This window comes from Rhizobium sp. BK512, assembly GCF_014194915.1.
In the GTDB taxonomy this organism is placed as follows: domain Bacteria; phylum Pseudomonadota; class Alphaproteobacteria; order Rhizobiales; family Rhizobiaceae; genus Rhizobium.
This window is the reverse complement of the sequence record NZ_JACIAS010000002.1, coordinates 399,371-417,775: the sequence shown is the minus strand read 5'-3', so window position 1 is coordinate 417,775 and position 18,405 is coordinate 399,371. Positions and strand designations below refer to the sequence as shown.

The window sequence follows — 18,405 nt, the reverse complement described above, 5'->3', positions numbered from 1 at the left end:
ACATCCGTCAGGTTCTTGAGCGTTGCATGGCTACAATGTCGGCTGGAATGTCGGCAAGGCGCGGGACAGACCGTCCAGCACGCCCATCTGCATGTCATCGGCCGCCTTGCCGACGAGCCGTTTGCGGACCGCGACATTTGCCATCACCTGAAACAGGCAAACAACCGGCGGGCCTGAGCGTCAGCGCGACCAGGGGTCGGTCTTGATCTCGCCGTCCGTCTGCAGACCTTGCAGGATATCGATGAGTTTCGGCGCCATGTCCCTGATTTCGGTCATATGAATGGCTGTCAGCCGCTTCAGCACATCGTCTGCCTTTTCGGTCAGCTCCAGCGTCTGGCGCCGCTTGTCGGCGGGGTCGGCCTTGCGGGAGACGTAGCCTGCGGCCACCAGCCTCCCGACCAGTTCGGTCGCCGAATGCGGGGCGATCAGCAGCCGCTCGGAAAGCAGGCCGATCGTCATGGCGTCTTCGCTGCGATGGCCGCGGATCGCAAGCAACGCCTGGTGCTGCTGGGCCGGCAAGCCCTCCTCCTGCGCGGCGGATGCGCTGAAATCCATGAAGCGGCGCAGCGTGTAGCGCAGGTTGGAGAGGGCCTCGTAATCGGCATCCGTCAGATCGTTTCTGGGCTTCTTCACCATGCCTCCCCTGCGATCATTGCATCCATGCTGCCACTTCCATCTGCCGGTGATCCTGCAGCATGCGCAGCGCCTGCATGAGTTCCGGCGCCATCTCGCGGATCTCGTAGAGATGGGCGGATGTCAGCCGACGCAATAGCTTTTCTGCCTGTGCTGTCAACAGCACGACCGGCCGGCGTTTCTGCTTCGCCTCGATGGTGACATGGCCGGCCTCCTGCAGCGAGGCGGCAAGCTCTGCGGCCTCGGGCGGCGAGAGGAAGAGCCTGTCAGCAAGCGCAGACAGGCTCATGCGCCCGCCGGCGCCGAGCCCCTTGATCGTAAGCAGCGCCTGATGCTGCTGCCGCGTCAGGCCGAGCTTTTCGGCCGCTTTCCCGCTGAACTGGCGAAATTTGCGGATCCTGTATCTCAGATTGGCGAGCGCCTCATATTCGGTTTCCGATAGGGCGCGGTCTACGTTCGGCATGGTTCCAGCTCCTGATTTTGGCTGTTGATTTATATCGTACTACGATATATTTGCGATGAGAACGAAGCCGTCAACAGGACCAGCAATGCCTCCCCAAAAAAATGCTCATCGCCCCCATGATTTCATGGGTGGCCTCTCCCGGCGCGGGGCCGGGGATTTCACCACCGACAAGCGCGTTCTGGCCCTGGTCGGCATGGCCTTGATCGTCGGCACGGGCGGCGCCTTTGCCGCCTGGGTTCTGGTCAGCCTCATTTCGCTGGTGACGAACCTCGTCTGGTTCCACCGTTTCAGCATCGCCGCCGTGTCGATGGCGCAGGCGCCGCGCTCCGTCTGGATGGTGCTCATTCCCGTCATCGGCGGCCTCGTCATCGGCCTGATGGCCCGCTACGGCTCCGAAAAGATCCGCGGTCATGGCATTCCCGAAGCGATCGAGGCGATCCTGATCGGCGGCAGCCGCATGTCGCCGAAGGTGGCGGTCCTGAAACCCCTCTCTTCGGCCATCTCGATCGGCACCGGCGGCCCCTTCGGCGCGGAAGGCCCGATCATCATGACGGGCGGCGCAATCGGCTCGCTCTTTGCCCAGTGCTTTCATCTGAGCTCGGCCGAACGCAAGACGCTGCTGGTCGCCGGTGCCGCCGCCGGCATGACCGCGATCTTCGGTTCGCCGATCGCCGCAATCATGCTTGCCGTAGAACTGCTGCTGTTCGAATGGAAGCCGCGCAGCTTCATTCCCGTTGCGGTCGCTGCCTGCGTCTCGATCTGCTGGCGCCCCTTCCTGTTTCAGGCCGGTCCGCTCTTTCCCAAGCAGTTCCATATGGATCTGCCGTGGTGGGGCATCCTGCTCTGCGCCGCAATGGGCATTATCGCCGGGCTGCAATCCGGTATCCTGACCACGCTGCTCTACAAGGTCGAGGATCTTTTCGAGGCGCTACCGATCCACTGGATGTGGTGCCCTGCCCTCGGCGGCCTCTTCATCGGCCTTGGCGGCCTGATCGAGCCTCGGGTGCTCGGCGTCGGCTACGACATCATCGACGGCCTGCTGAACAGCTCCATCCTGCCGGCGGCGGTGCTGACGATCCTCCTGGTGAAAGCCGCGATCTGGCTTGTCGCCCTCTCGTCGGGCACGTCAGGCGGCGTGCTGGCGCCGCTGCTGATCTTCGGCGGAGCGCTCGGCTGGCTGGTTGGCCTTTTCCTTCCCGGCGATCCCGGTTTCTGGGCGTTGCTCGGTATGGCTGCCATGATGGGCGGCACCATGCGTGCGCCGCTCACCGGCACCTTCTTTGCCGTGGAACTGACGGGCGACGTCTCCTCGCTGCTGCCGCTTCTGGCGGCAACCGTTTCCGCCTACGCGGTGACGGTACTTCTGCTGCGCCGGTCGATCCTGACGGAAAAGATTGCCCGCCGCGGCCAGCACATCACCCGTGAATATGGCATTGACCCGTTCGAGTTCTCCCGCGCCCGTGACATCATGATCAGGGAGGTCGATACGTTCCCGGCGGATATGACGGTGGGTGACGCGACCCATTTCTTCACGGCGACCGCGAAGACCCACCGCGTCTATCCCGTCGTCGATGGCAGAGGCATCGTCAAAGGCCTGGTCTCGCGCGGCGATGCGCTGCGCTGGCAGCAGGATGGGACGCTTGCCGACCAGACGCTCGGCGATCTCGTCTCCGATACCTCCCTGCCGCTCGCCCACCCGGACGATACGGTCGGCTATGTCGCCGACCTGATGCTGGCGACGGACGCCGGTCGCATCCCGATCGTCGATCCCGAAAGCGGAGAGCTGCGCGGCCTCGTCGCCCGCAAGGATTTGCTGCGCCTGCGCCATTCGCTGAAGGCAACCGAGACGGAGCGTCAGCCCTATTTCGGACCACGAAGGCAAATGGGCGAAACACGCACCTGAGGCTCAAACATCTGATTGTAGGTGAAATCCGCCGTCAGGCTTTGACGGCGGAGAATGACTTGGGAATATAGCGTCAAACGCAGGCCTCACCTGCATGCGTGATCTATGGTTGTCCCTTTTTGCAATGCGCGGAACAGGATGAGGCCCAGAGCAACTGCGACCAAATTATAGAGCGTCGCGACCGCGAATGCCGTCCCATAGGCACCGGCGGTTCGAACAGCGGAAGCTGGTTCTGCGCCGCTCCCGTTACTGATGCCGAACAGGATCATACCGACGATCGTCACGCCAAAAGCCGAGCCCGCGGTTTGGATGGTGCTGAAAACGCCTGACGCCATCCCGGCTTCAGTATCTGCAACAGTGCTTAGAACCATGTTGAGCAGAAGCGGAATGATGATTCCCTGACCAAACCCTTGGAGGATCACTGAGACAGTCAATGCCGATCCATCTCCGCCGACAAAGCCGTCGATAACCGCGATCAGCAAGCCTAAGCTGAAGACGCCCATGCCAAATGTCGGCGCCCCATGCTGCAGCCGTTTCGCAAACCAGGCCGAAACCACGGAACCGGCAAAGAACGCGACAGTAGAAGGCAGAAACAGCATGGCCGCCTGGAGAGGGCTCTGGCCGAGGCCGATCTGCAAGAAGATCGTCAGAGACAGCGAGAACGAACTGATCGCGGAGAAAAATAGAAACGATGCCAACATGCCGAGGGCCACACCGTTTTTCTTGAACAGCGAGGGATCAATGATTGGGATGCCGCCGAGCCGCCTCACGCGGTTTTCGTAGGCAATGAAGGCCGCGAACAAAGGCACGGACAACAGTAGGCCGAGGATCGTCCACCATGGCCAATGTTGTTCCTGTCCGACCATTGCTGGCAAGAGGATCGCCGTGAGTGCCGAGGCGCCAAGTAGTGCGCCCATGAGATCGAGCCTTGCCGATTTAGCGTCTCTGGTTTCGACAATGAACCATTTCCCGGCAATGAGGGCGTAGGCGGCGATGGGAAGGTTGACGAAGAAGATCAGGCGCCAGTCGAGGCTGCCAATGTCGAGTGCCATCAAGCCGCCGCCGAGCAGTTGCGAGGCCGCTCCTGCGATACCTTGCACCGCGCCCATCACGGCAAAAGCCCGCCGACGCTCGTCACCATCGAACAACAATCGCAGCGACGCGTAGGCCTGCGGCATCATCAGGGCTGCGCCGATGCCCTGCAGCGCTCGGGAGGCGATAAGGCTCCAGGGAGATAAAGCGATGCCACACAGCAGGGACGCCAGCGCAAAGATTGCCATGCCGGAGAGGAACATCCGTCGACGACCATAGAAGTCGCCGAGCCGCGCGCCATTGAGCAGCATTGCGCCGTAAGAAACGCTGTAAGCCACCATGATCATCTGCAATTCGGCATTCGAGGCGTGCAGGTCCCGTTGAATGTTCGGCAAGGCCACATTGACTATGAAAAGGTCGAGGATGGTGACGAAATTTCCGGCCAGCAGCACCGCTAGTGATGAATTGGCTCCTGCCCTCTGTCGTTCCTTTTGTGTCAACTTCATCTTTTTCTCCGGCTAAAGGAAAGCAGAAGCCGAATTGGCTTCTTGTCGGAGGAAACGATATTCTGTCTTCAATATGGATCAATCACGGGGTATGGACTTACATAAAGGACAAAATGTCCTCTATGATATAAACCATGGATAGTCTCAGCAGCCTTACCGCCTTCGTTCATGCCGCCGAGCGACACAGCTATGTCGCGGCGGCCCGCGTCGCCGGTGTTTCTCCATCGGCCATCGGAAAGGCCATCGCTCGCCTGGAAGCGCGGCTTGGCGTCCGGTTGTTCAACAGGACGACGCGCAATATCAGCCTGACGGAGGAAGGTTCAGCCTTCTACGAACGCTGCAAGCGCATTATCGATGATCTCGAAGATGCGGAGACAAGCATTATCGAAAGCCGGAAACGCCCGAAGGGACGCCTGCGCGTCAGCGTTCCGCATATCGTCGGTCATCATCTCCTGATGCCGATCCTGCCGGCCTTTGTTGAACGATATCCCGAGATCGAGCTGGATATCGACTTTGAGGATCGCGTCGCCGATCTGGTGACAGAAGGGCTGGATGTTGTCATTCGCAGCGGAGAACTTGCCGATACCGGTCTGATCGCCCGTTGTCTCGGTGAGCAGCACTTTGTCGTTTGTGGAAGTCCCGGCTATTTCGCTCGCCATACGCTGCCGACAACGCCAGCCGATCTTGCCGGGCATGCCTGCATACATTTCAAATATCCAACCAGCGGTCGCCTGGCGCCCTGGGCTTTTACTCATCCGAACGAAAAACTGATCTTGCCGAGGAGCCTGACGTTCAACAATACGGACGCAGGCTTGCGAGCCGCGCTGGATGGTTTGGGCGTTGCCCATTTGCCGGTCTATGTGGCGGCGGAGCATATTCGCGGAGGATTGCTCGTTCCCGCCCTGACCTCATACATGGTCGCGTTTGGTTCACTGTCTCTCGTCTGGCCGTCAAATCGCCAGTTATCACCGAAGGTTCGGGCCTTTGTGGATTTCGTAGCCGAGCATCTCGCCGATCGACCAGATGCTTTCCAGGCCCATGTGGCTCCCTCGCGAAATTCCTGATTTTCGTCGGAAACAGGCAGAACTAAGATCGCTTGTTAAATCTTGCTGCAAATATCAAACGCAAAAGTCCACCTTCGGAGAGGATTCTTTGCGTCGACCGCGCAGATCGGCGGGTATCGATCCGCCGAGGTGCAACGGCATTGCAGTTACTTCATCATTCCTGTCAGTTCGCCACCCACAGGATGCAGGCGACGCCAGCAAAGAAGACGGCCAGAACCAGAGCGAGCCTGACGAATATCCAGAGATCGTCTGCGTGATCGAACGCGACCCCGGTTCTGTTCTGCGTATTCCTGGATGGATGAGACAAGGTCACATCGCGCATGCGCGCCTGCATGTAATAAGCCCACCAGCGACCGTACATAGCCATTCCTTCCGATCAAAATGCACTTGTCCGAACGGACGATGCAAAGCTATCGGTTCGCGCATATGTTTTCGATTGGAGCAGACGGGAAGCGGCATAAGCGTCGTATAAGGACGCAAAGACGCGTTCGTCCGGCAGAGGCTTTATGCCGCCTTTATGAAACGCCGCCTTTTTCCACATGGAATTCAAATACGAGGCGATCCACTTTCCTCTCAGAAGGATTGTGGTCATGTCTCTTGAGAAGAATTTCACTGCGTCGCCGGCCGAAGCCTCGATTGCCGACATTGATATCGAAGAAGGCCTGGATTTCTCGGAGGTGCCGCCGGCCGTCCGTTATGTCATCTGCCTCCTCATGACCGTGATGGCGACAGCCATTGCTGCGGGTTTCGACCGCTATGAGGCCATTCCCAACCTGTCGCTCATCTATGTCATTCCAGTCGTCATCGGCAGCGTGTTCTTTGGCTTTGGGCCGGCGCTGTTTTCTGCCGTCCTCGGCGCGCTCGCCTATAACTTCTTCTTCACCGAGCCGCGTTTTTCGCTTGCTGTGGGTGATACCGCCAATATCTGGGCGATCGTTTTGCTCTTCGTCGTCGCCTGCATCATCAGCGCCATCACCGCCTGGGGACGTCACAAGAGTATCGATCTCGAGAGAACGCGCCGCATGCAGGCCGCGCTGAAGACCTATGCGGGACGGATGACGACAAGCCGCTCGTTGGAGGACTCGACGACGCTGACGCTTGCTGCCGTCACGGGCTTCTTCCAGTCGCCGGCCGTCGTCATCTTCCGAGAACGGGCGGATGGCAAACCGAAGGTGACGGGCGCAGAACAACTCTCGGCCATCGAGATCGAGGCGGCAAGATCCGCGTGGGATTCGCGCCTTGCCGTCACTGGCGGCGTCTACCCCTATGACGAATCCCGCTTCGACTTCTGGCCGGTCGCAAACGCCTGCGGCCAAAGTGCCGTCATCGGCGTCGCCTTCGATCCGGACCGGCGCCCGGCCAATCCCGACGGCATGATGGATATCGTCGCCCTGGTCTTCGGCACCGCGATCGACCGCTATCGGGCTTGAACAGCCGGGCCTGCGAGTTTTCACGCTGACGGTGGCAGCGAGCGCGCTTTGGCACTTATGCAAATCTTATCTGCCCTGCCCCGCGGCAATATCGATTTCCTATGGGCTTTTCGGGCAAATTCCCTCGTCTATCCAGTCGAAGACTTCGAGGAAGAAACCTATGTTCGGCCGCAACGGCGTAATTTACCTGGCGCGTGAACGCGAAATCATTGCCGGCAGCGCCCGAAACCGGAAGACCTATCGCCACTTTCTGGCGAGCCTGTCGACTGCGGTCGTTCTGTTTCTCCTGCTGGCTGGTGCGATCGCCATCAGGCTGATACCGCACGGCACCTCCTTCTAGACGCGACCCTGTCCAGCCTGCGGCTGCAAAAAGCGTCATCCGATCGGGCCGGCATATTGTTCCGGCGGCAGGCCATCACGCGCGCATGATGGCCGCATGGCATTACCGGCCGAGCCAGCGATATTCCTGGATAGAGGCCTTGCCGGTCTTCTTGTCGTAGAGGCAGATCAGGTTGACGTTCTTGACCTTGCTCTTGCCCTTGCCCATCGAGCCGCGCAGCAGCACGGCAACCTTGCCCGTCGCATCGTCGAAGACGATGGGAGCGGTCGCCTCTGGCGTATCCATGCCCGACTGGCCGATGCAGGTGCCGTTCACCTTGGCAAAAAGCGCATTCCACGCGGCATCACTGGAGGCAGCGGCAAACTGGGCCGATACCAGCATCGCGGTTGCCGCAATCGTCATTATCTTGATCATTTTCAAACCCTTGTTGAACGGTAGAATCGCCCATCGCGTGGGACCTGCTTAGTGATAGGCGAGCGGGGCCAAAACAAGGCGGCGGGCATCATACGGCACGACGCCCGGCGATCAGCCTGACGCCACCTCCGCCCGCAACCAGTCGACCGCCGCGCGAACGCCGGCACCGGGCGGCTGATCGCTGCTCGTGACCATATGGTAGGTATGGCCGGCAACTGCAGGGCCGAACGGCTGGACCAGATGACCGGCCGCCAGCTCCTCCCGCACAAGCGCAAGGCTCAGCAACGCTATACCCTGGCCTGCAACGGCGGCCTGAATGGCATGGCTTTCATCCGAAAAGTGCAATTGTCCACGGGGCGAAGACGGGGCAAGACCGGCTGCCGAATACCAGCGCTCCCAGGTCGGATTGAGCGGGTGTTGTCGCCGCCATTGAAAATGGATGAGCGGCACCTTATCCAGGTCGCCGATCCCCAGCGGACCGAGGCGGGGATTGACGACCGGGGCGAAGTCATCGGCAAACATTACCTCGGCACTCAGGCCGGGATAGGGTCCTCTCCCGTAGCGGATCGCGATATCGACACCGGTCTCGGTGAGACTGACCGCATCGTCGGAAGCGTGAAGCTGAAGGTCGATATCCGGATACAGGGCGTGAAAACGCGCCACGCGCGGAACGAGCCATTTGGACGTGAACGCGCTGGTGGCCGAAATCGTCACCCTGGCGCGTCTCTGGACCTGAACAAGACGGTTGAGCACTGCCTCGACGGCATCGAATCCGTCCCTCAGGACGGGATAAAGCTGCACACCCGCCTCCGTCAGCACCACCTTGCGGACCTGCCGGTTGAACAGAACAAGGCCGGTGTGATCTTCCAGGGAGCGGATCTGGTGGCTGATGGCCGTCGGCGTCACGCCGAGTTCCTCCGCCGCCCGCTTGAAGCTCAGCAAGCGGGCGGCAGCCTCAAACGCACGCAGCGATGACAGGGGTGGAAGTTTGCGCATGACCATGACGGATGAATTCAGTTCACCTGACAGTTGATGATTTGGAATTTGTAGAACACAGGATTTCCAGATCATTATCCCGATAATGCCGAGGTCATCAAGATGATCTGAACTTGATCATCGCCGCGCAAGGAGCAATCAATGTTTGAACGTGTCGTCACCCAACCGGACAATTATGAACCTTTCCTGCTGTCGCAGGGCATCAGGTTCGGCAATCTCCTGTTCATTTCCGGCCAGGCCGGCGCCGATGACGAAGGCCGGATCGTCGACGGCGGTTTTCGCGCACAGGGAGAGCAGGCCTTCGCCAATCTGCGCCGCGCGCTCGAAGCCGGCGGCTCAAGCCTGAAGGACGTTGTCAAGGTGACGATCTTCGTCACGGATATGAGGCATTTCCCCGATGTGGTGGAACTGCGCCGCAAATATTTCTCCGAGCCCTTCCCCGCCGATACGATTGCCGAAATCACGGCGCTCTATGACCCCACGGCGATGATCGAAATCGAAGCGATTGCCGCGACCGGCGGCCCAAGCCGCTGACACGCGGCGTCAACGTGGCACCAGACACATCTCCGCCCCGAGCAGCAGCAGGCAGATGAGGAAGCCGCGGCGGAACGTGTCGGGCGCAATTCGCCCTCGCAGCACCTGCCCCGCCCACATGCCGGCCAGCGCCGGAAGAATGGCGAGGCAGGAGAGCGCAAGATTGCCCGCTTCGAAGGCGCCACGCAGCCCGAGCGACGCCGCAAGGGCGAACGTCGAGACGGTAAAGGACAGGCCGAGTGCCTGGACCAGATCATCCTTCTCAAGCGCGAGCGCTTGCAGATAGGGCACGGCGGGAATGACGAAGACGCCGGTACCGCCCGTCACCAGTCCGGTGGCAGCGCCTATGACGGGCGAAAGCCAAGGTTCCATCGCCGGTGGCACGCGGATCTGGCGGCTGAACAGCGCATAGGCGGCATAGAGCATCAGCGCGACGCCCAGACCTCTGGTCGTCAGGCTGGTATCGCCTGTGGTCAGCAATGCCGATCCGAGAAGCGTTCCCGCAATAACTGCCGCCATCATCGGCCAGAACCGTCGCAGAAGCGGAAGCAAGCTTGGCCCCGCGAACAACTGCCAGATATTGGTCACTGACGACGGCGCAATTAGCAGGCTTGCCGCCGTCAGTGGCGAGGTCAAGACACCCAGGACACCCATTGCGACCGTCGGAAGTCCCATGCCGGTGACACCCTTGACGATGCCGGCGACAAAGAACGTGGCGGTGACTGCTGCGAGAAAGGTAATGGAAAGATCGGACATGCCGCATCGGTAGCAGCTTCCAGTATCGGCACAATGCGGAAGTCCCTCGCCCAGCCTTCGGCTGGTCCGAAGGCTGAAAATAGCCTATCCTTGAAAAATGCGTTTCGATCTGACTGACCTTCGCCTTTTCCTGGCCGTCGTCGATGCCGGCAGCATTACCCATGGGGCGGCAGACGTGGGCCTCTCGCTCGCCGCTGCCAGCGAACGCCTGCGCGACATGGAGGCGCTTGGCGAAGTCGCTTTGCTTGAGCGCGGCCGGCGCGGCGTCTCCCCGACTGAGGCCGGCGCGGCACTTGCTCATCATGCCCGCCTGATCCTCGGCCAGCTCAGGCAGATGCACGGCGAACTCGGCGAATATGCACGCGGGCTGCGCTCGACGATCAGCATTCTCGCCAACACAGCCGCCATATCGGAACACCTGCCGGAAAAGCTGGCGCACTGGATGGCAGCCAACCCGCAGGTGGATCTGCAATTGAAGGAGCGCCAGAGCGTCGAGATTGCGAGAAGTGTCGCAGCCGGCCATGCCGAGATCGGCATCCTCTCAGCCGCGGCTGAGATGGCCGGCCTGACGGCGAGACCTTTCGCGACCGATGGGCTCGTCGTCATCGTAGGCAGCGGCCATCCTCTGGCGCGGGAGAGCAGCGTCCGTTTCGCTGATCTTGCCTGCGAACATTTCATCGCACTTGCCGGCGGCGCCCTTCAGGATCACATCGATGCCCAGGCGAGCCGCATCGGCGTCAGGCTCAAGATCCGCGTGCGGTTGCGCGATTTCGAGGCCATCTGCCGGCTGGCCGGTGCAGGCGCCGGCATCGGCATCGTGCCGGATACGGCCGCCCGCCGCGCGAAGCGATCATGCGGAATTGTCGTGATCGGTCTGGCGGACGATTGGGCAACCCGACGGCTGGTGGTCTGCACGGCGCAAGGCGCGGACCTGCCGGTTCACGCCCGCAACCTTCTGGACCATCTGACATCGGCCTGAGCAATGTCTGGGTGTCCGACGATCAGGCCCTGAATTGCTTGTCGAGCCAGTCCAGAACGCGCCTGTTGAGCAGTGACCGGTTCTTCATCTCGCAATGGCCATCCGCGCCCTCTGCGGCGGTGAACCGCATCAGCGTCTTCGGGCAGCGCAATGCAGCGAAGAAGAAGCCGGCGTCGGCAGCAAGCCCGTCATTCTCGGCGTGGGTGATCAATGTCGGGCACTGGATGCGCTCGGCATGTCCCCGCATGGTGAAAAGTTCGGCCGAGGCGAGGAAGGCCCTGAGATTATCCACTCCATGCACCCAGAAACCGCGCTGCACGACCTTCCAGTTCAGCACCGGGTTGGCGCGCACGAAAGCGTCCATCGTATCGAGCAGTTTCTGGCCGAGAGCGCCGAGATCGGCCGCCGCTTCCGCCGGGACGCCGAATTTCTGGATGATGACCCGGCGAAAACCGTCGGCAATGCTCCACGTGCCGGGATCGGCAATGAGCGCGGCAATGCGCAGCTCTCCCGCCGCCCCGCGCGGCGCCAGGAGCCCGCCGAGGCTCCAGCCGCTGAGCGCGATCCGATCAGGGTCGACGAGCGGATGGTTGACCGCAAAATCCACCACCGCCCTGATGACCACGTCCCAGTCCGGCCGCAGCGGAATGCCGTGCTCGTAGAGCATGGCGCCCTGGCCGGGACCGTCGAAAAGCAGGCTGTGATAGCCCCGCCGCGAAGCCGCGACGGCGCAGGCGAAATAGGTGTCAGTGATGGTGCAGTCATAGCCGTTGTTGAAGATGACGATCGGCCGCACCTCATGCTCGAGACCCTGTGCCGGGACGAAATATCCGGGCATCGGCGTCTTGCCGAATGGTATGGCGAGCGGCTCGATCGTCGGCGCCGAGAGCGCAAGCCCTCTTTCCAGTGCGTCCGTCTGCTTGCGGAAGGCGGAAAGCAGGCGCGGATCGACGGGCGCACCATAGAGCGGATGATAGGAAGCCGCATAAAAGACGCTCGCTCTCAGATAAAGCTCGCGCGCGCTGACCTTATGGCCCCTGGAGAGCGCTGCCTCGGCCTCTTCTTTCAGCCGGTCGCCAGCCGAAATCCACGCCTGGTAAAATGCGCCGTCATCGCCATCTCCGACGGCTTCCGCCACAGCCCGGATCTCGCCGAAATCCGCCCCGCCATAGGGAATATAGGCAATCGGCCAGCTGCCGAAATCCTCATGCAACTCGTTCCTGAACAGCATGCTCATCGCCAACTCCACCAATGGCTGCCGCCGCAGCGATGGCAATGACTATAGTGGCGGCTTTCGACCCTGTCACGAAAACGCGCTTACCTGAGACATTATTGGAGGTTGTGCTCATGCTCTTCCCGTGCAAGGCTGTTGAAAGCGGGAGGTAACTGTCATGAACGGTGCAGACAGCCTGTGTGATACGCTTCTGGCAAACGATGTCAGCGTATGTTTTGCCAATCCCGGTACATCGGAAATGCATTTCGTGGCGGCGCTCGACCGCAAGCCCGAGATGCGTTGCATCCTCGGTCTTTCCGAGGGCGTGGTGACGGGCGCAGCCGACGGCTACGCGCGCATGACCGATCGCCCGGCCGCGACCTTGCTGCATACCGGGCCGGGCCTCGCCAATGGCCTTGCCAATCTCCACAATGCGCGGCGCGCGCGGATACCTGTCATCAACATTGTCGGCGACCATGCCTCCTATCATCTGCCCCTCGATGCGCCGCTGACATCCGACATTGAGGGCCTGGCAGGCACGATGTCCAACTGGGTGCACCGCATCAGCAGCCCGGAAGATATTGTCGGCGCGACGGAGGCTGCCTATCGCGCCTCCTTGTCACCGCCCGGTGTGGCAACGCTCATCCTGCCGGCAGATGCCGCCTGGGGCGATGTCGAAGTGGATCAGCCGATCAGGCTGCCTCGGCCGGAGCCTCATGCCGTAAACATGGACAGCGTGCGCGGGGTTGCCGACGCCATCAGAGATGCGCCCGGCGAGGTCGGCATTCTTCTTAGCGGTGCGGCAGCCCGCGCAGACTCCCTGGAGATCGCGGGTGCAATTGCGGCCGCCAGGGATGTGCGTCTCTTCTGTGAGATGCAGCTGCCAAGGGTCGAGCGCGGCCGCGGCCGTGTCGCCCTCACCCGCATCCCCTACCCGATCGACGCCGCGCTGGACCTGCTGGCCGATATCGATGTGCTGGTGCTCGCGGGCGCGCCGGAGCCCGTCGCCTTCTTTGCCTATCCGGGAAAGCCCGGACGTCTGGTGCGCAAAGGCTGCAAGGTTTTGACGCTTGCCAGGCATGGCGAGGATCTGAAAGGCGCGCTGGAGGCGCTGCGGGATGAACTCGACGTGAGGCAGTCGCTGCCTCAATCGCGATCGCCGGTGCTTTCCGACGATATCGTTCCGTTCGGACATCTGACCGAAGATGCGATCGCCGTGATGGTGGCGGCGCGACTTCCAGACAATGCCATCGTCTGCGACGAAGGTGTCACCTCCGCCCGCCGTTTCTTCGAACTTTCGGCCGGCGCGGCGCCGCATGACTACCTGATGAACACGGGCGGCTCGATCGGCTGCGGCATTCCGCTGGCAACGGGTGCAGCGGTCGCCTGCCCCGACCGCAAGGTCATCAACCTGCAGGCGGATGGCAGCGGCATGTATACGGTCCAGGGCCTGTGGACGCAGGCGCGTGAAAATCTCGACGTGATCACGATCATCTTCGCCAACCGCGCCTATGCCGTGCTGCATGCCGAGATGCGCAATGTCGGCGTCAACGGTATCGGTGAGAACGCCCGGCGGATGATGAACCTCGATCACCCGGCCTGGGACTGGGTGTCGATCGCCAAGGGCATGGGCGTCGATGCCGCAGGCGCGCATAGCTGCGAGCAATTTGCCGATCTCTTCGAAAGCGCACTCAGGCGCCGCGGGCCGTTTCTCATCGAAGCGATCATTTGAGCGTTCAGGCGACCCCGGTTGGCAAGGCGGCGATTGCGACATAGCATCTCCGCCTCAAGCCGAAAGCCCCCAGCAGAAAGCCCCCAGCCGAAAGCTCCCAGCTAAAAGCCCTGCTAAAAGCAAAGACAGATCATGGCAGCTTCATCCTTGCAGACCTCGCCGCAGACCCTGCTGACCAGCGCTGGACGGGCGTGGAATGGGCTCGCGGCCGAGTTCCTGCATATCCCGCGCGGAATCTCCCGCGTACCGGGTGGTGACATGCATCGTCTCGGCATCCACTTCGGTCCACCCGTCAATGCCGATTGCCACTGTGGCGGCAGGCGCATGCGCCGCGTCCAGAAGCCGGGCGATATCGATGTCGTCCCGGCCGGCCTCGACGGGTCCTGGGAGGATGATGCCGATTGCCGGATCCTGCGTGTAAGTCTCGCCCCCTCGCGGCTGCAGCAGGTCGCGGAAGATCTCGGGCGGGATTTCAGCGAGATCGAGCTGCAGCCAAGATTCCAGCTGCGCGATGCCGGCATCGAGGCGATCTGCCGGGCAATCAAGGCGGATCTGGAGGCCGATATCCCGTCCGACCCGCTCTATATCGATCTTCTCGCCAACGCGCTCGCCATCCGGCTGATCGAGACGTCGAGCAATGGTGCGCCTCGGCCCGAGATCGGCCGTGAACAGAAACTTTCGTCCCGGCAATTGCGGATGTTGACGGAATTCATCGAGACCCATCTGGACCGGAAGCTGCATCTGGCGGATCTGGCTGTCGTTGCCGGCGTCAGCGTCACAAGGCTGAAGAGCCTGTTTCGCAACAGCACGGGCCTTTCCGCGCACCAATATGTCATCCGCCGCCGCGTCGAATATGCCCGTTCCCTGATGACGACGACGGATATGGCCGCAAGCGAGATTGCCCTTGCCGCAGGCTTTGCCCATCAGAGCCATATGGCGACGACCATGCGACGGCTCATCGGCCAGACACCCGGAGAGATCTTGCGCGAAGTGGGCGAATTCCGCCCGAAATTGCAAAGACCGGCCTGAATTTGTGCGACGCCTTCGGTGCTGCCCCCTAGTCCTTGCGCGTCACCAGCAAGGAGAAAGACATGATTGCAATCCTCGGAGCGGCCGGAAAGATCGGCTACTCGACCGCCAGGACGCTGCGCGAGGCAGGGGTGCCGGTGCGCGCCATCCTGCGCGATCCGGCAAAGGCTGACCGCCTGAGCGCCATCGGCTGCGAAGTCGCATTTGCCGATCTGCAGGACGCCAGGGCGCTTGCCGCAGCGATATCGGATGCCGACAGCGTTCAGGTCATTCTGCCGGCCGACCCGCGGGCCGCAGACATAAAAGGCGATATGCGCCGCTCGATCGAAAGCATTGCCGCGGCACTGGAAGAGGCGCACCCTGCCCTCGTGCTTGCCATTTCCGATTACGGCGCCCATCTTGGCGAAGGCTTCGCCATGCCGAGCATGTTCTACCTGTTCGAACAGCGCCTTCGCCAGCTCGATATGCGCCGGATCTTTCTGCGGTCGGCCGAGCATATGGAAGGCTGGGGCCGCGTCGCGCCGATAGCGATCGCAACCGGCATCCTGCCGAGCTTTCATGACCCGGTCGAAAAGCAGATTCCCAACGTCTCGGCACAGGATGTCGGACGCATCGCCGCCGATCTCCTGCTTCGGCCCGATATCGAGACGCGCGAACAGATCGTTCACGCGGAAGGCCCGCGCCGCTATAGCGCAAGCGACGTGGCTGCAGCGCTGAGCCAGCTGCTGGGGCGCACGATTACCGCTGACGCCCTGCCCCGCTCGCAATGGCGGGAAAGCCTGGGCCGGGTGATGAGCGCCAGTGCCGCCGATCTTCTGACCGAGCTTTACGAGGTCCACAGCAGGGGCGGCCTCATCGAGGTCGAGCCGAATGCGCGCGATATCCGAAAAGGCTCCACCGAACTTGTCGACGCGCTGAGGCCTGTTGTCGCCGTACGGTGACTTTAGGCAGGGTCGTTCCGGCAAAACGGAACCGGATGAGGCTGAGGGGATTTATCCCTCAGCAGAGGAGGTTCCGATGATCCGCAAACTGAAGTCAGGCGAATATCGTCTCTATTCCCGCAAACCCGACGCCAAGACGAACAAACGCAAGAACCTTGGCACCTTCAAGACCCGGGAAGCGGCTGAGAAGCATGAACGCGAGGTGCAGTACTTCAAGCATCACTAGAGCAATTCCGGCGAGAGTAGCGAGCAGCAGCGATAGCGCCGTTGTTGCCGACAACGTCTCAAGTGTACGGCAGATCGCTTTCGCCTCAGCGGCCAACCGTACCCTTCGAATCACCCTGATAGGGGCTGCTGCGGTTGGGGTCGCTGTAATAAGTCCGGTAGCCGCCGCTCGAATAGGTCTCTCGATAGGTGCCGTTGAGCTGCTGATGCGTCTGCGAATAGAGATCGCCGTTTCGATAGGTGTTATAGCCGCCGCCGAGATTCTGCTCCCTGATATAGGTATTGCCTGAACTGTCGGTGGAACACGGAGCCGAAACCAGCTCGCACGATGCAGACGCGCTCCCGGCCGTCAGCAAGAAAATCCCAAACAAAACCGTCTTCATTCAACTCTCTTTTCGCGAAAATAAACGCCACGCACGCATGCAATGTAACTGAACGGCGAAAAAGAACAAACAGAAAACATCTGGGCTCCAATTCGCCCTTTGTCCAATCGATCAAATGTTAAACTGCATGTGCGATCATCCCAATCCTCGAACCGACAGGCGGCGCAATGATGGGTGAATGGTTGACTGCGGCAAAACGATGGGCGCGGAGCGTGAAGCGCGATGTCGTCGCGCTCTGGATTGCCGCGCGTGACGATCGCACGCCCCTGATGGCCAAGATCGTCGCCAGCGCGGTTGCTGCCTACGCCCTTTCCCCTGTTGACCTCATACCCGATTTCGTGCCGGTGCTCGGCTATCTCGATGATCTCATCATCGTTCCGCTCGGCATCCTCATCGCGATCCGCCTTATTCCCGCGCCGCTGATGTCGGAATTCAGGGACATGGCCACCGAGCGCACGCAGCGCCCGGTCAGCCGTTCGGGGCTTGTTGCGATCGTGATCGTCTGGCTTCTCGCAGCCGCCCTCTGCCTCTGGCTTGCGCGGGATCTGTTTCGTCACTGAAGCGAAAGCGAGTTTAACCCGGCCTATTCCCGCACGAAGGCGCTGCGCAGCCACTCGAGGAAATGGCCCGCTGCCGGCGACAGCGCACGGCCAGGCTGGATGACGGCCACGAAACCGTTCTCGCAAGTCAGGAATTCCGACCGTTCCACCAGCTTGCCGCTTTTCAGCTCGTTCAGCGCAAAACGCCGCTCCACCAAAGCCACGCCAAGCCCGCTGACGGCGGCGCTGACACAAAGATACATATGCGGGAAGTAGAGCTCCGACTGCGCCGAGATCCTGTGCCCAGTCGCCGCCTGCCAGTTTGTCCATTGCTCGCTCAAACTGTCGGGCGAAATGCGGGCCGGGAAGCTGAAATCATCGCCATCGGTACTGAACGGATAATCCGGTGCCGACACGAGGCCAAAGGAGACGGAGGCGAGCGGGATATGCTCGCGTCTGAACTGCGGCCGTGACAGGCGATCCCAGCTCAGCATGATATCCACCCCGTCCCTCGCCCGGTTCGGACCGGCGTCGCGGGCGCTCGATGACATGGTCAGCTGCACGCGGCAATTCGGATAGAGGCTGTAGAATTCCGCCAGACGCGGCACCAGCCAGACCATGGCGAAGGTGGCGCTGCAGGAAAGATGCACGCTCGCTTCGTTCCGGCTCGACTTCAGCTCCTGATAACGCTCCTCCAGAAGATCGAAGGCCCGCGACACCGTGGTGAAGAAGGCTGCCCCATCCTCATTCAGCCGAAGGCCGGTGCCCGACTTCTCGAACACGGGAAGCCCAAGCTGCTCCTGCAAAAGCTGCAGCTGCTTCGAGACGGCACCGTGCGTGCGCCCCAGCTCGTCGGCTGCCCGTGTCACCGAACCGAGACGTGCAGTGGCCTCGAAGGCCCGGAGATAGGAGAGCGGCGGCAGATGGCGGGCCATGGTCTTCTCTTGTGTGAGTTTTTCTAACGGATGACGTGAAGATAACGCGCTTTTTCGAATTCAGATATGGGCATAAAACCATGACACAAGAGCAAAGCGAGTGGAAATCTTCGCCTCCACCTTCGTCAATCATAGGTGAGTTTTGCCAACAGAGAAAGGAAATTTCATCATGCATATGACCGACACGCTCCGCATGTGGCGCGAACGCTGGACCGAACGTCGCCTTTTCGCACGCGAGCTGGATACTTTGCCCGACGAAACGCTCAGGGATTTCGGTATGACCCGTGAAGCCGCCTTCGAGCAGAGCCACCGACCCTTCTGGCGTGCGTAGGCGGCGTCCCTACCCGAAAGTCAAACT

At 61.3% G+C, this 18,405-nt stretch carries 22 protein-coding genes; 12 read left to right on the top strand and 10 right to left on the bottom strand.

Features of this window, described 5'->3' with window-relative positions:
* Window positions 1–180 precede the first annotated feature (180 nt).
* Entirely contained in the window at window positions 181–636 is a 456-nt protein-coding gene (locus FHX06_RS08030) for a MarR family winged helix-turn-helix transcriptional regulator (RefSeq protein ID WP_113206309.1), read from the bottom strand.
* Window positions 637–649: 13 nt separating this feature from the next.
* Window positions 650–1,096 carry a MarR family transcriptional regulator gene (locus FHX06_RS08025; protein WP_112547361.1) on the bottom strand — a complete coding sequence of 149 codons (447 nt, stop codon included), beginning with the start codon at window positions 1,094–1,096 and terminating at the stop codon, window positions 650–652.
* 85 nt (window positions 1,097–1,181) lie between these two features.
* On the opposite strand from FHX06_RS08025, the gene FHX06_RS08020 reads away from it, so the two are divergent.
* Entirely contained in the window at window positions 1,182–2,999 is a 1,818-nt protein-coding gene (locus FHX06_RS08020; RefSeq protein ID WP_183878867.1) for a chloride channel protein, read from the top strand.
* 86 nt (window positions 3,000–3,085) lie between these two features.
* Here the strand turns inward: FHX06_RS08020 and FHX06_RS08015 are convergent, their stop codons facing one another.
* Window positions 3,086–4,537 (bottom strand): MFS transporter, encoded by a 1,452-nt coding sequence (locus tag FHX06_RS08015; RefSeq protein WP_183878865.1) that lies wholly within the window; start codon window positions 4,535–4,537, stop codon window positions 3,086–3,088.
* 134 nt (window positions 4,538–4,671) lie between these two features.
* On the opposite strand from FHX06_RS08015, the gene FHX06_RS08010 reads away from it, so the two are divergent.
* Window positions 4,672–5,601: a LysR family transcriptional regulator gene (locus FHX06_RS08010; protein WP_112547364.1), complete on the top strand. Its 930-nt coding sequence runs from the start codon at window positions 4,672–4,674 to the stop codon at window positions 5,599–5,601.
* A gap of 163 nt (window positions 5,602–5,764) precedes the next feature.
* Here FHX06_RS08010 and FHX06_RS08005 read toward each other — a convergent pair whose 3' ends face one another.
* A complete protein-coding gene (locus FHX06_RS08005) occupies window positions 5,765–5,968 on the bottom strand; it encodes a hypothetical protein (protein ID WP_162710225.1) in 204 nt (67 codons plus the stop codon).
* 223 nt (window positions 5,969–6,191) lie between these two features.
* On the opposite strand from FHX06_RS08005, the gene FHX06_RS08000 reads away from it, so the two are divergent.
* The gene (locus FHX06_RS08000) at window positions 6,192–7,031 is read left to right on the top strand and encodes a DUF4118 domain-containing protein (RefSeq protein WP_112547415.1); all 840 of its coding nucleotides are present in this window, start codon (window positions 6,192–6,194) and stop codon (window positions 7,029–7,031) included.
* A gap of 160 nt (window positions 7,032–7,191) precedes the next feature.
* Entirely contained in the window at window positions 7,192–7,371 is a 180-nt protein-coding gene (locus FHX06_RS07995) for a hypothetical protein (protein WP_112547366.1), read from the top strand.
* Window positions 7,372–7,473: 102 nt separating this feature from the next.
* Here FHX06_RS07995 and FHX06_RS07990 read toward each other — a convergent pair whose 3' ends face one another.
* Both FHX06_RS07990 and FHX06_RS07985 read right to left on the bottom strand, forming a co-directional pair.
* Complete coding sequence (locus FHX06_RS07990) at window positions 7,474–7,785, bottom strand: hypothetical protein (protein WP_112547367.1); 312 nt, start codon at window positions 7,783–7,785, stop codon at window positions 7,474–7,476.
* A gap of 111 nt (window positions 7,786–7,896) precedes the next feature.
* The gene (locus tag FHX06_RS07985) at window positions 7,897–8,787 is read right to left on the bottom strand and encodes a LysR substrate-binding domain-containing protein (protein ID WP_246715516.1); all 891 of its coding nucleotides are present in this window, start codon (window positions 8,785–8,787) and stop codon (window positions 7,897–7,899) included.
* A gap of 135 nt (window positions 8,788–8,922) precedes the next feature.
* Here FHX06_RS07985 and FHX06_RS07980 point away from each other — a divergent pair, with 135 nt between their 5' ends.
* The gene (locus tag FHX06_RS07980) at window positions 8,923–9,315 is read left to right on the top strand and encodes a RidA family protein (RefSeq protein WP_183878863.1); all 393 of its coding nucleotides are present in this window, start codon (window positions 8,923–8,925) and stop codon (window positions 9,313–9,315) included.
* Window positions 9,316–9,324: 9 nt separating this feature from the next.
* On the opposite strand, the gene FHX06_RS07975 is transcribed toward FHX06_RS07980, so the two are convergent.
* Window positions 9,325–10,071, bottom strand: coding sequence for a sulfite exporter TauE/SafE family protein (locus FHX06_RS07975; RefSeq protein ID WP_183878861.1), 747 nt, complete (start codon window positions 10,069–10,071; stop codon window positions 9,325–9,327).
* A 97-nt stretch (window positions 10,072–10,168) separates the two neighbouring features.
* Here FHX06_RS07975 and FHX06_RS07970 point away from each other — a divergent pair, with 97 nt between their 5' ends.
* Complete coding sequence (locus FHX06_RS07970; RefSeq protein WP_183878859.1) at window positions 10,169–11,050, top strand: LysR family transcriptional regulator; 882 nt, start codon at window positions 10,169–10,171, stop codon at window positions 11,048–11,050.
* 22 nt (window positions 11,051–11,072) lie between these two features.
* Here FHX06_RS07970 and FHX06_RS07965 read toward each other — a convergent pair whose 3' ends face one another.
* On the bottom strand, window positions 11,073–12,287 hold the full coding sequence (locus FHX06_RS07965) for an alpha/beta hydrolase family protein (protein ID WP_183878857.1): 1,215 nt from the start codon (window positions 12,285–12,287) through the stop codon (window positions 11,073–11,075).
* Between the two features lie 154 nt (window positions 12,288–12,441).
* On the opposite strand from FHX06_RS07965, the gene FHX06_RS07960 reads away from it, so the two are divergent.
* The 4 genes from FHX06_RS07960 (at window position 12,442) to FHX06_RS07945 (ending at window position 16,191) form a co-directional block, all read left to right on the top strand.
* Complete coding sequence (locus FHX06_RS07960) at window positions 12,442–13,995, top strand: acetolactate synthase large subunit (RefSeq protein ID WP_183878855.1); 1,554 nt, start codon at window positions 12,442–12,444, stop codon at window positions 13,993–13,995.
* A 132-nt stretch (window positions 13,996–14,127) separates the two neighbouring features.
* Window positions 14,128–15,024, top strand: coding sequence for a helix-turn-helix transcriptional regulator (locus FHX06_RS07955; RefSeq protein WP_183878853.1), 897 nt, complete (start codon window positions 14,128–14,130; stop codon window positions 15,022–15,024).
* A 62-nt stretch (window positions 15,025–15,086) separates the two neighbouring features.
* Window positions 15,087–15,965, top strand: coding sequence for an NAD(P)H-binding protein (locus FHX06_RS07950; protein ID WP_183878851.1), 879 nt, complete (start codon window positions 15,087–15,089; stop codon window positions 15,963–15,965).
* Between the two features lie 76 nt (window positions 15,966–16,041).
* Window positions 16,042–16,191 carry a hypothetical protein gene (locus FHX06_RS07945; RefSeq protein WP_112547375.1) on the top strand — a complete coding sequence of 50 codons (150 nt, stop codon included), beginning with the start codon at window positions 16,042–16,044 and terminating at the stop codon, window positions 16,189–16,191.
* A gap of 85 nt (window positions 16,192–16,276) precedes the next feature.
* On the opposite strand, the gene FHX06_RS07940 is transcribed toward FHX06_RS07945, so the two are convergent.
* A complete protein-coding gene (locus tag FHX06_RS07940; protein ID WP_183878849.1) occupies window positions 16,277–16,573 on the bottom strand; it encodes a hypothetical protein in 297 nt (98 codons plus the stop codon).
* Between the two features lie 170 nt (window positions 16,574–16,743).
* On the opposite strand from FHX06_RS07940, the gene FHX06_RS07935 reads away from it, so the two are divergent.
* The gene (locus FHX06_RS07935) at window positions 16,744–17,133 is read left to right on the top strand and encodes a YkvA family protein (protein WP_183879229.1); all 390 of its coding nucleotides are present in this window, start codon (window positions 16,744–16,746) and stop codon (window positions 17,131–17,133) included.
* A gap of 23 nt (window positions 17,134–17,156) precedes the next feature.
* Here FHX06_RS07935 and FHX06_RS07930 read toward each other — a convergent pair whose 3' ends face one another.
* The gene (locus tag FHX06_RS07930; RefSeq protein ID WP_183878847.1) at window positions 17,157–18,047 is read right to left on the bottom strand and encodes a LysR substrate-binding domain-containing protein; all 891 of its coding nucleotides are present in this window, start codon (window positions 18,045–18,047) and stop codon (window positions 17,157–17,159) included.
* A 169-nt stretch (window positions 18,048–18,216) separates the two neighbouring features.
* On the opposite strand from FHX06_RS07930, the gene FHX06_RS07925 reads away from it, so the two are divergent.
* Window positions 18,217–18,378 (top strand): DUF1127 domain-containing protein, encoded by a 162-nt coding sequence (locus FHX06_RS07925; protein WP_183878845.1) that lies wholly within the window; start codon window positions 18,217–18,219, stop codon window positions 18,376–18,378.
* The last annotated feature ends 27 nt before the right edge of the window (window positions 18,379–18,405 follow it).